The 13,048-nt window shown below is 63.8% G+C and carries 3 protein-coding genes; all 3 read right to left on the bottom strand.

Annotated features, from left to right (window positions below):
• Window positions 1-2 precede the first annotated feature (2 nt).
• The 3 genes from JT360_RS21680 to JT360_RS21670 all read right to left on the bottom strand — a co-directional run bounded on the left by JT360_RS21680 (window position 3) and on the right by JT360_RS21670 (window position 13,038).
• A complete protein-coding gene (locus JT360_RS21680; protein WP_250888977.1) occupies window positions 3-476 on the bottom strand; it encodes a phage tail protein in 474 nt (157 codons plus the stop codon).
• A 42-nt stretch (window positions 477-518) separates the two neighbouring features.
• Window positions 519-1,034: a phage tail protein gene (locus JT360_RS21675; RefSeq protein ID WP_214473880.1), complete on the bottom strand. Its 516-nt coding sequence runs from the start codon at window positions 1,032-1,034 to the stop codon at window positions 519-521.
• A 136-nt stretch (window positions 1,035-1,170) separates the two neighbouring features.
• A complete protein-coding gene (locus tag JT360_RS21670; RefSeq protein ID WP_214473879.1) occupies window positions 1,171-13,038 on the bottom strand; it encodes a beta strand repeat-containing protein in 11,868 nt (3,955 codons plus the stop codon).
• Window positions 13,039-13,048: the final 10 nt, after the last annotated feature.

Below are 13,048 nucleotides of genomic sequence, written 5' to 3'. Positions count from 1 at the left end.
TCTTAAGTCGGTGAAGGAAAGAGCCCGAACAGCGAGATGATGAAGTCCACGCAGAGATAGGGTTGGAAATTGCTGTGCGGTTGGCTGCCGCCGGTGGCCGTCACCGCCTGGGCGTTAAAATTCAGCGCCGGGGGCTGCGCGCGATAGATCTGCACGGACGCGTTCTGGGCAGGCAGGTTGTTCGCAGGCGCGCTGGCATCGCCATTGTTCAGTGAGGCGAGCACAGAATGGCTGTGCTGCGGGATCTGCGTGATCGACAGCTGGACATCCTCGACACCGCCGGTCTCGGCCAGCATGAAGCCGTTGCCCTGGTGAACGGGCACGCGACCGCGCATGTCGGGCAGGGCAAATGTGCTTTCGCCGTCGCCGCCATAGGTCGTGCCGATCAGTTGGAAAAGCGTCTCGTTCTCGGCGATAGGCAAGAGCTGTCCTTCACAGAACATCCAGCCTGCCGGCGCGAAATTGCCGGCAAACATGCGGATTTCACCAACATAAGGCTGTGCCACGCTGCGGCTCCGTCAGTTTTGCGAGGGGAAGAGGCCCTGCAGGGCGATACAGAAACTGAGCGTAAGGAACGGCGCCATATTGGTGTGCGACTGGTTGCCACCAACACTGGCAAGCGTTCCCGGCAGCAGCGACGTCAGATTGGCAGGCGTCGTATAGAGGCCGTTCACGACCGCAAACAGCGCGTCGTTGGGGATCGGCGTGTAGTTTTCCGGGCTGATGACATGCGGATCGCTCGTCGCCCTGGCGGTGTGGACGTGCGTCGGCATTTCCGAGATCGACAGCGTGTGGGCCTGTTCGCCGCCAGGCTCGCCGAGCGTGTGGCCGGAGCCGACATGCATCGGCACCCTGTTGCGCAGATCGGGCAAGGCAAAAGTCGTCTGGCCATTGCCACCGAATGTGGTGCCGAGCAGCGCAAACAGGGCCTGGTTCTGGTTGATGGGCAAGAACTGGCCATTGCACAGCGCCCATCCCTTGGGCGGGAATCCGAACGACATCATCCGGATTTCGGAAAGAAACGGCTCCGCCATGCAGCCTCCCTCTAGTGGTCGGTCTGGGACCGACGCTTAACTGAACCGCTATTGTATGTTAGAACAGATAATAGTTGTCTTCGCCAATCAATTCTTCTGGACTTACTGTATTAGAAGTACCGCCCACGCCGGCTAACTATGGCGCCACTGGCGGCGGGAGTGCCGGACCTGTACCGGGCGCCACAACGATCGTGCCCGAAATCCCGGTGTTGGTAGTTGCTGGATTGAGGTTATCATCATCGATGACGAGGGCAGCGGTGATGCCAGACGAGCCGTTCTGGTAAAGCCTGATGGTGGTGCTGAACTGCTGGCTGAGATTCACGTCGCTGAAATTGGACGGATCTCCGGCCGAGAAGTCATTCTTCTTCGTCGGGTCGGTGGCCGAGCCGATGACGAGGTTGACGATGTTGTTGTCGCCAGCCACGGCACCGACATCGACACTGAGGCCGGCGAATGAGAAGCTTCCGGGGGTGCCGACAGTGTTGCCGAAGATACTGGCATTGAACACACCTTGGCCACCGCCATTCGCCGCCAGCTGGCTGTCGTTCGCCTGCAGGAAGATGCCGACCTCATTTGTACCATGGATGACATTGTTCGAAATCAATGTCGTATGCGAACCCGTGCCGTTGCTGGTGACCTTAATGCCGGACGCTTGCGTGGAACCAGAGTTGACCACGCCTGCGGTGCCGATTGTGTTGGCGTTAATTGTGCCGGACCATGTTCCCTTGCCATTGCCTTTGGCAACCAGAAGGGCAATGCCGACCGCATCCTTCAAGGTGTTGTGCGAAACATCGTAGGTGACAGTCGTGGCCTGGCCCGCGCTATCGCCGGTGATGACGATGTTCGCCCCGCCAGAAGCCTGATTGACGTTGTTGTTGCTGAACGCATTGTTGCGGATGACGACATTGGACGTGACGTTGTTGTTGATGACGACGTCCAGCAGGGTGCCGATGGCGTTGGTGAAGAAGGAGTTGGTCACGGTGAGGTTCGCGGCACCGCTGACCGATGGAGAGAACGTCAGGGCATTGTTGCCGTTGATCCCGATATCGCCAAAATGGACGTTGTCGACGGTCATATTCAGCGTGCCGCTGGTGTTCATGACCCTGAGATCGTCCGAGAAGCTCGAATTGCCGGCGCCGACGCCGCCAAGCGTCGAATTGGTGATCGACGCCGTGCCGAACAGCCCGTCGAACGCCACCGCGCCTTCGCGCGACCCGCCGGCGCTGCTGGTGCCGTTGGTGCCGTTGATGATCGTCTTGTCCAGCGTGAAGCCGGTGACGTTGCTGCCATAGATACCGTAATTCTGGAAATCGCTCAGCTGCATCCAGCCGAGCTGCACATCCTTCGTGCCGTTGAGGAAGATGCCCGTGCCTTGCGTGGAGCTGCCGTCGGCACCGGTCTTGTTGGCGATTGTGCCGCCCGACGCGGTCGAGCCTGTGCCCGTCACATGCAATCCGCCATTGCCGGCGGCCGTGCCGGTGTTGACCAGAATGATGCCATTGGCGCTGCCGCCATTCGATGTGATGCTCTGGAAGACAAGGTTCCCCGAGCCGATATTCGTGTTCTCTACATCGAGCGCGGTGCCGGTCGTCGACGTGATCGTGTTGCCGGTGCCTTGCACGCTCACCGTGCCGCCGCCGGTGGCGTTGAAGCCGGTGCCGCTGGTGGTGTTGATGGCCAGCCCGCCATTGGTGAAGTCGATCGTCGCACCGGTATTGGTGGTCAAATTGACGGCGGTGTTGGCTCCGGTGCTCAGCGCCTTGCTGGCGCCCGAGAACGTGATCGAGCCGCCGGTGTTGGCGCCGACCAGAATGCCGTTTGCGAGGCCGCCCGTGGCGCTGAGTGCGCCCGACAGGGTCGTCGTCCCGCCGGTGCGGTTCTGGATCGAGACGATATTGTTCGTATTGGTCTTCGAAATGCTGCCGGCGTAGGTGATGTTGCCGTTGCCGCCATTCACATTTAACCCAACCCCGGTCGGGTTGGTGATCGAGGTATTGGCATTGAAGCTGAACGTGCCGCTGGAGCCGTTGACGATGTCGATCCCGGCATCGCCGCCGTTCAGCGTCGTCGTGCCGTTGAAATTGTAGATGCCGTCGGCATTGTCGAACTGCAGGCCGGTGCCGTTGGTCGCCGACAGCGTGCCGGTGTTCAAGGTCAGCGTGCCGGTGTGGCCGCCCAAGACGCTGACCAGAGCAGCATTGTTCGCCTGGTTGATATTGCCGGCATAGGTCAGGTTGACGCTGCCGCCGGTAATGCTAATGGCCGCGGCACTGCCCCCGTTCAACGTGCCGGTGCCGAGATTGACCGTTCCCGGGCCGGTGACATTGGTGAGGACAACGCCGCTGGTGCCCCCGGCGGCATTGCTGGCGGAGGCGAAATTGACACCGCCGGCCGCCACGACAACGCCGTTCATGTTGACGGCGACGCCAGTGCCGGCGGAGATCGTATTGGCATTGCCCCCCGTTCCGACGCTGACCGTGCCGCCGCCGGTGGCGTTGAAGCCGGTGCCGGAAGTGGTGGTGATCGCCAGCCCGCCACCTGTGAAATTGATCGTGGCGCCGGCATTGGTCACCAGATCGATGGCGTTGTTGGCGCCCGTGGTCAGTGTCTTGGTTGCGCCGGAGAAATTAAAGGTGCCGCCGGTGTTGCCGTGGACATAAACGCCGTTGTCGAAACCGCCGGTGGCGCTGAGATTGCCCGACAGTGTGATCGTGCCGGTGGTGACGCCGGAGATGTCGACGACCTTGCCGGCTGTGGTCTTGGTGACCGTTCCGCCATAGCTGATGGCAGCCGTGCCGCCATTGACCAGGAACGACGCGCTCGTCGCCCCGCTCAACGCGCCGGAGCCGAGGCCCACCGTGCCGGTGACATTGGTCAGGCTGACATTGTTGGCGCCGCCGACCGAATTGGTCGAGTCGAGCGCGATGCTGGCGGCGACGCCAGAGAGATTGATCGCCTGGCCGGCGGTCGCCTTCACCGTTTCTGCGGCAGCGGTAGCTGTAATGCCCATTGTGCCGCCGGTTCCAACAATGCCGGTGCCGCTGGTGGTGTCGATGGTCACGCCGCCGGTGAAGCTCACCGTGCCGCCGGTTTGCGAGAGACCGACGCCGGTGGTCGTGTCAATGTTGGCGAGGCCGGTGATGTTGAGCGTACCGCTCGCCACCTGAATGCCGCCGCCCGCCGTGACGGTGCTGTTCAGCGTCACCGTGTTGAAGGTGAAGACGCCGGTGTTGCCGGCGTTGATCGCCATAATGCCGGCAGTCGTCGCCGCGGCAACGCTCGTGTTGCCGGTGACGGTGAAGGTACCGGCGACGCCGTCGAAAATGATGCCGCCGCTGCTGCCGCCTGAACTGATGCTGGTCACCACCATGTTGACGGTCAGCGGATCGAGATCGAACGCCGCGCCATTCGCCGTGAAGACGCCGCCGCTGCTGCTGTTCAGCGTGAAATTGGTGGTCTTGGTGTTGGCGAGGACGCCGGTGCCGCCATTGTTGAAGACGCTGAACGCGCCGAGATCGAGCGTGCCGCTGGTGTTGGTGAAGCTGAGGCCGTCGCCCTGGACGCGCCCTGGGCCTGGTGAGCCAACACCGATCGTGCCGGCGCTGACAGTGCCGCCGGCGCCGTTGGAGTCGAAGCCGACATTGTTGAAGGCGATGCCACCACCAGTGCCGCCGAGCACAGTGTTGTCGGCAAAGGACTGTATCTCGATCGAATTGGCCGTCGCGCTGATGTTCTGGCCGACAAAGGACGCGGCCAGCGCCGATCCCGTCGATTTCAGCGTGTTGCCGTCGATCGAAAGCAGAAGCGTGTTGGCCGGCGCACCTGATGTGGAGAAGTCGAGCGCCCTGCCGCCTGCCGCGATGTCGTTGTTGCGGAGGAAGAAATTGGAGACGGTTGTCGCGGTAACGGCGATGCCGGCGCCGCTGCCGGTATCGCGGACGATCAAATTCTCCATGCCGCCGGTGACCGTGCCGGTGCCTGATGTCGCCAGATTGACCACCGAGGTGGCATTGTTGCTCTGCAGGATCGGCCGCAGCGTGTCGATGCCGCCCGGCGCCGAGATGATCGGCGAGTTCTGCACGGTGGTGAAGTGGAACGCCGCCGACGCGCCGCTGCTGGTGTCGACGCCGAGCTGCGAGACATCGATGGCCGCGTCGCCGCTCTTGAAGGCGAGCAGCACCTGCCCGTCATCGAGGTTGAAGGTGGTGCCGCTCAGGTCGATGGTTTCCTGGCTGCCGTCGACGTTCTTATCGATCAGCACGATGACGTTGGCGGTGGAACCCTGCGCTCCCACGTAACTGCCAGGATCGGCGAGGCTGCCGTTGCCGCTGCCGCCTGATGTGACATAGTAGACGCTGATCGCCGACAGGTTCGAAGTATCGCCGGTGAAAGTGACGTCGTTGAAATTGTAGTCGCCATTGGTCGGCAAAGTGTCGGTGGCGTGGATGACCTGGCCGCCGGTGGTCGCGATCGACGATTCGGCCGGGCCCTGGCCGTCGCCGAAGACCAGCCTGGCGTTGGTGGCGCTGGAGAACTGGACGCCGTAGCCGACATTTTCGATCTTCGAAGTCTGGCCGCCCGGATTGTTGTTGACGGTGTCGCCGAGCTGGATCGTGCCGGTGCCGGTCGTGCCGGCCATGTCGATGCCGATCGTGCCGGCGAAGCTGCCGCCATCCACATCGAAATCGCCTGCCGTGATGTTGCTCGCACCAAGCGCGGCGCCGTTGAGATCAAGACCAACCGCATTCGCCGCATTGAGCCCGACCTTCAGGCTGGTGAAGTCCAGCGCCGAGCCGAGCGTGCCGGAAATATCGACGCCACGAGAGGTGATGCCTTCCAGGTCGACCGCGCCGAGACTGAGGGTGCCGCCGCCGACATTGTTGAGCGATATGCCCGTTGCCGCGCCATTGGTCGAAATCGTATCGAAGGTGATGCCATCCGCGCCGACCGTCGCGCCGTCGAGGTTGAGCGTGGTACCCGTGCCGGTGGCGATGGTGTTGCCGGTACCGCTGACGCTGACCGTGCCGGCGCCGAAGGTGCTGGCGCTGAAGCCGGCGCCGCTGCTGGTGGTGATGCTAAGGCCGCCATTGGTGAAAGCCAGCGTCGCCGAGCCCTGGCCGAGGCCCGGGTTTCCGCTGGGATCCTTGACGACGGCGTTGTTGGCGCCAGTGTCGAATGTCTTCGTCGTGCCGGAGAAGGTGATCGTTCCCTCTGAGAAGCCATCGACATGGACGCCGGTGCCGCCAGTATGGTCGATGGTGCTCGAGACCGTGTAGGTGCCGTCGGCGCCGGCGAAATCGAAGGCAGCCGAGGACGTGGTCGATGTGACCGAGCCGCTGAGGTTGAGGGTGGCGAGATCGGCGAAGGTGACGCCCACGACACTGCCGGCGAACGCAGTGCCGCCGCTGACATTGATCGAGCCATTATAGTTGAGCGTACCGCCCGTATTGCCGTCGATTCCTATCGCCCGATCGATGGTGCTCGTCGTCGCACCAATCTTGGCGCTGCCGCCATTGCCGATGTTGACGGTGCCACCCATCACGCCGCTGAACGAAATTCCGGTCGAGCCGCCGTCGACGGTCAGGCTGGAATTGAGAACATCGGCGATGTGCACTGTACCAATCTGGCCGCTGAATTGGATGCCTATGGCGCTGACGTCGATATCGGTCGTTCCGATGAAATTGACCTCCCCTGCGCCGGTCAGACCGGCCAAGGCAATACCGAACGCACCTGAAACTTTCAGCCCGCCGATATTCACGTCACCCGCCAGGTCGACGCCCACCATCCCGACACCGGCACCGTCAACGGTGGCTACCGCTGAAATGTTGTCGAAGGCGATGCCGGCGCTGCCCACATTGGTGCCGATCAACAGCAGCCCGTCGCTGCCCGAGGTGATCTTGTTGCCGCTCCCCGTGACAGTAACGGTAGCGGGGATTCCTATTGGAGGGACAAGACCCCCGGCCGCGATGAAGCCACGGCCGCCTGTCGTCGTGATATCGAGACCGCCACCGGTGAAGTTGATCGCCGAGTTCGTGTTGGGGCTCGAAGGGCCCGATGGCCAACCGCCGGGAATGCCGATGTTGACGCCGTCGGTCGCCCCAGAGCTGATCTGCTTGGTCGTGCCGGAGAAGGTGATCGTGGCCGAGTCGTTGCCGGCAATGACGATGTTGCCGCCTGCCGCCGCGTTGCTGTCGGTCAAATTGCCCGACAGCGTCACCGAGCCGCCGGTCAGGCCCTGGATCGAAACCGCGGCACCCGAGCCGTTGCTGTTGATGGTGCCGCCATAGGAGATATCGGCGTTGCCGCCGCTGGCAGCGGCCGCCGTGCCGACATTGAACGACGTGCCCGTACCGGTGTTGGTCAGCGTGCCGGTGCCGAGAGTGATCGTGCCGCTCAGATCCTGCAGGTCGATACCGTTGCCCGAACTGAAGGTCGCACTTGTCGAGGCGAAGTGGATACCGTCGACACCGGCCGTGATGCTGTCGAGCGCCACCGCTTGTGCTGATGTGGCATTGATCGTGCCGGTCGTGACATTGACCGTGCCGCCGCCGGAGGCGCTGAATGCCGTCGCGCCTGATGTGGCAATGTCCAGATCGGCGAAGGTGATCGTGGCGCCGGTGTTGTTGGTGAGCGAGACGCCATTGCCGTTGACCGTCACCTTGTCGGTGAAGTTGACCAGGCCGCCGCTGCGGTTGGCGATCGAGATGCCGCCGCCGGTCAGCGTGCCCGCCGGCCCGCTGTTGGGCAGGTTGCCGCGCGTGACCGTGATGTTGCCGGTGCCGCCATCGACGTCGAGCAGCGTGCCGGCCACGTTGATGTTATTGTCTGTGATCGACAGATTGCCGGTAAGACCGTCGACCTTGAACGCTCTCTGGCCGGCGGCGACATTGCTGACCGTGACGCCGTCGATGATCGTGCCGCCAGTATTGTCGAAGCCGACCACGCTCTGGTCGATGAGGAAGACCGAGCCGCTGCCGCCGCTGAAGTCGAAAGCGGTGTCGCGCACCTGATTGCTGCCGAGCAGATGCAGGGTATCGCTGCCCGTGCTCTTGACCACGCCCTCATCGCCGGTGACGTTGCCGCCGGTGGCGCCGAGATTGCCCTGGACGTTGACCGGCTGGATGGTGCCGGACGTGATGATGGAGGCGCCGTTGCCGAAGCCGATGATCGACTGGCCCGAATCGAGCGTGAACGGCGTGCCGCTGAGATCGACGGTGCCGACAAAGGCGAATTTCTGCGTGCCGGTCATGGCATCGGCCTGGGCGACCGTGACCGTGGTCACCGCGGCACTCAGCCCGTCCGTGCCGGCTGCGATGACGCCGCCATTCTGGGAAACCATGATGGTCCCGCCGACCGCGCTGGCCAGATGGGCGTTGCCGGTGAAGGCGACATCGTCGAAATCATAATTGCCGAGCGTCGGATCGAGCCCGATCGTGTTGACCGTGTAGCCGCCGGCGGCGGCGATGATGGTCGACTCCAGCCCGTCGGCCGCATTGCCATCGCCGAAGGTGAAATTGGCATTGGCGGAGGTTGCCCCGGGGTCGCTGGATGCCAGCTCGACACCGACCCCGACATTGTCGATCTTGGAACCTTGCTGGAAGGTGATGGTCTTGTCGCCCGTCGTCGACGACAGGTCGATGCCGCGCGAGGAAAGGTCGCCGGTGCCGGTGATCGTGGTCACGCCGAAATCGGCCGCCGTGGACGAACCGCTGAAGTCGATGCCGGTCTGGTTCGCGCCGGCACCCAGCGTCACGGTGGTCGTGCCGAAGCTGACTTCGGCATTGGTGAGCGCGAAGTTGATGCCGGCGGTGCCGGCCGTGCTGCCCAGCGTGATCTGGGTCGTGCCGAAGGTGACTGAACCCGCATCGTTGGCAATGCCGATGCCGTCGGCGCCGGCACCCGTCACCGTAACCGCCCCGAAGGTCGCCGATGCGGTGCTGGCGACATTGGCGACGGCCAGGCCGGTGCTCGTGGCGCCGGTGATCGACAGCGGGGCGGTGACGTTCAACGTGGCCGTGCCGGCAAGGCCGACAGTATACACACCGCCGCCGCCTGTCGCCGACAGCGACGGGCCGGTGAGGCTGATCGCGCCGCCGGTCGGGGGCAGCACCGAGCCGACCACGAATAGATTGCCTGTACCAGTGGAGGTGACGCTGCCGCTGAAGGTCACCGAGCCGCCGGTGGTGCCGTCGACCTTGACCGCCGTGCCGGGTAGCGTTGCCGAGCTGGAGATGTTGGCCGCCACACCGATCGTCGCGCTGCCGCCGGAGACGACGACGCCGTCGCCGGTTCCGGAATTGGTTATGGTGCCGCCGAGGATCGAGATCGAGCCGGTGTTGTTGGTCAGGCTGACGTCGGCGCCCACGACATTGGACGTCGCCAGACTGGTGACGGTGAAGGTCGCCGACGAATTGGCGATCGCAAGACCACCGATGGCGCTACCGCCGACACTGACATTGCCACCCAGGAACGGGCCGCCCGAGACGGCGTTGAAGTTCAGTGCCGTGGCCGTCGTGACGCCGGTGGTGATGCTGTCGAACGCCACGCCGCCGGTGCCGATGGTGACGCCGTCGAGATTGATCGCCCGGCCGGTGCCGGTGGCAATCGACTCGGTACCCGCGGCCGCGACATTGATCGTGCCGCCCGTGGCGTTGAAGCCGGTGCCGGTCGTCGTGGTGAGGTCGAGCCCGCCGGTGAAGCTGATCGTGCTGCCGGCATTGCCGGTCAGGTTGATCGCATTGGCCGCGCCCGTGCTGGCGGTGATCTTGCCGCCGAACGTGGCGGTGCCGCCGGTCATGTTGGAGATATTCACCGCACTTGCGGCAGTGGCCTGGTCGATGGTGCCGTTGTAGGTGACGTGGGGCGAACTGTTGGCGACATCGAACGCCGTGTTGCCGGTGTTGGCAATGGAGCTGCCGGTGCCGAAGGTCAGCGTTCCACTCGAACCATTCCAGATAGAGACACCGTGGCCGCCGCCGGTGATGTCGAGATCGTCGAAGCTGGCGATGCCGTCGAAATTGTTGGCGAACAGCCCGACGCTGGCGGCACTGGTAATCTTGGTGTTGCCGGTGAAATTGACCGTCGCGCTCGAACCGACAAGCGCGATGCCGGTTTGAGACACGCTCTGGATGGCCAGATCGTCGACCGAGACCGTGCCAGTCGCGCCATTGAGGTAAAGGCCGAACGCGACATTGCCGACCGTCACGCCCTGGACGGTCAGGCCGTTGATGCCCAGTCCGTAGATTGCCGAGCCGGATCCGCCCGAAATGTTGAAGTCGAGCAGCGAGTTGCCGTTGGCCGCCGTCACCACATTGCCGGCGCCGGAATTGGTCAGCGTCGCCGCGCCGCCGCCGGGGTCCGAAACGACCTGGTCATGCTCGACATTGTCGCCGGTGACGTTGATCGGCACGCCGCCGAGCGAGAAGGAGCGGCCGTTGCCGAAGGACGCCAGCGTCTGCCCGTCGCTCAGTGAGAAACCGCCGGAGGCATTGATGGACGTACCATCATTGACCAGCACGAAGATCGCGTCGCCGTCGGTGTTGGCGTCGGCCGTGGTGATCGAGGCGAGGTTCGACAGCGAGGACCCGTCCGCCAGGCCGGTCGCCATCGAGCCGACAAAGATCACATTCTGCACGTCGAACAGCTGCGGCCCGCTGAAGGTGGTTGAGCCGAAGGCATAGTGGCCGAGCGTCTGGTTGAGGCCGCGCGCGTCGAGCGAAGCGGTGTTGCCGGCAATCGAACCGCCGCCGAAGCTGAATTCGGCATTGGCCGAATGGGCAAGCGACCCGGAAATGCCGAGGCGCACGCCGGTGCCGACGCCTGAAATGGAACCGCCATTGGTGATGATGATCGAGGCGCCGCCGGTGGTGTCGGCGAGGTCGATGCCGATCGAACCGACAGCCCCCGGGCCGCTGATGGCGAGCGACCGCGCGGTGAAGTTCGTCTGGCTGCCGGAGAAATCGAGGCCCGTGCCGACGCCGAGGCCGGAAATGACGATGTTGCCGGCCACCACCGCCGCGTTGACGCCGGAAAACGACATGCCGCCGGCGCCGGGATTGGTGATGTTGATGTCGCCAAAGCGGATCGTCGCCGGCGAATCGGTAATGGCGATCGCCGGTCCCGTCGTGTTGGAAATCGTCGTCGCGCCGTTGACGGTGAAGCTGCCCGAAACATGATCGAGCACCACGCCAGACGTGCCAGCGCTCTGGGTGATCGAATCCAGCACCACATGCGCGGTAATCGGATCGACGAAGACGGCCGTGCCGCCATTGCCCGACACGGTGCCGCCAGTGGTGGTGAACGTACCGCCGGTCGACGTGCCCTGCACGGTTATGCCGCGGTCGGTATTGTTCAGCGCATTGACTATGGCGAAGGTGTAGGTGCCCTGGCCGGTGATATCCAAGCCATCGTCGAGATTGCTCTGCAGCAACGTCGTGCCGGTGAAATTGTAGGTGCCGTTATCTTCGATGTGCAGGCCGTCGAGGCCGTTGCCGGTCGCGGTGAAGTTGGACGCCGTGACATTGGTTGAATTGCCGGTGAAGTCGGCGCCGTTGCCGGCGGTGCCCGTCACCGTGACATTGGTCAGAGTCGTGCCGGTGGCGTTGTTGCCGAGGATGCCGTTGGCGCCGCCGGTGATGGTGATGCCGTTCAGCGTGTTGCCGGTGCCAAGCGTGATGACGTTGTTGGCAACGTTGGTGCCTTGGATGGTGCCGTCGCTGCCGCCGAGATTGAAGGTCGCCGTGCTGCCGTTGAAAAGCTTGGCGGTGACGCTTTCGCCGCCACCGATGACGGTCTGGCCATTGGCCAGCGTCACGCCGGCAGTCGTCAAATTGCCGTTGCCGCCAAGGGCAACGACGAAGCCGCCGCTGCCGGCCTTGGTGACGGCGTCGTCCAGCGTCGTCGGGTCAGCCTGCGTGCCCGCGCCCGCGAGACCGCCATCGGCGAAGTAGAACTTGCCGAACGCCGCATTGGTGGCGGCGTTGATCGCAACACGCGTCGTCGAGCCGCCGGTCTTTTCCTGCGACTGGACCCTGACGCCGATATCGCCGCGCACCCGCTCGTTGACGCGCCTGCGCAGGCCTTCGCTGACTGGATAGACCGGCTCCGGCACGCTGGCGGTGGTGTCCGTGCCATGGCCGGGATTGAACGGTATGTTCAGCCGCACGCTGCCGGCGAACTGGGTGTGGTCCCGATTGTCGTTGCGGACCTCGCCGGCCAGAACCAGTTCGGTGCTGCTGCCGAAGACGTCGCCGATCGTGTATTCGAAGCCGGCCTTGGCGCCGGTGACGCTGCCGTCGTCGCCGTGCGGATCCTCGAAATGGTAGCCGCCAATGTCCAGCCGCAGCGAGTGCCTGTCAGGCAGGTTGATCGGCACCTGCGCGCCGACCTCGCCCTCGATGCCCCAGGCGGCGTAGTCGCGATGGTCGAGCACCGATATCTGCTCGATCAGCTGGTTGCTGACCATCGACAGGGTGGAACTCGCCGAATGGTCGGTGCTGTCGCCCTTGATCGGTATGAAGACGTTCACATGCGCGTCGAAATTGGGCGTGATCGCCTCGGCGCCCAGTGTGGCTGATGTGAATTGGGTGGAGTTGTAGTTCTCGACATTGAGATAGGCGTAGCCGCCGATCATCAGGTCGGGGTTGACGATGCGGCGAATGCCGAGGCCGACATCCTGACCGAAGGCGTCCTTGAAATCGTGCTTGGCCCTGACATCCAGGAACAGCACCGATTCGGCCGTCTGCTTGATCGGGATGAAGCCTTCAAGCGCGGCGTTGCCGCCATTGTTGTCGGCACCGATGATGGCGCGTATCTGCGGCTGCCAAAGCCCGTCCGGGTCGCCATGGGCAACCACACCGGAAAGGCCGAGTGCCAGCGTCGTCAGCGCCGTCGTCTTCCAGAGATGCCTTGCGACTAGCGAACGTCGATAGCCGGCGCGCACGCGGAAATCCTCCCCACGCGCCGCCACCTCACCAACTTGCCGAGACGTCTCGGTAGTTCCCATCCCTGGCGAG

Origin of the sequence: Mesorhizobium sp. dw_380, assembly GCF_018588885.1 — a bacterium.
Taxonomy (GTDB): domain Bacteria; phylum Pseudomonadota; class Alphaproteobacteria; order Rhizobiales; family Rhizobiaceae; genus Mesorhizobium.
The sequence above is the reverse complement of the archived record's forward strand: the minus strand, read 5'-3'. Positions and strand labels throughout refer to the sequence as shown.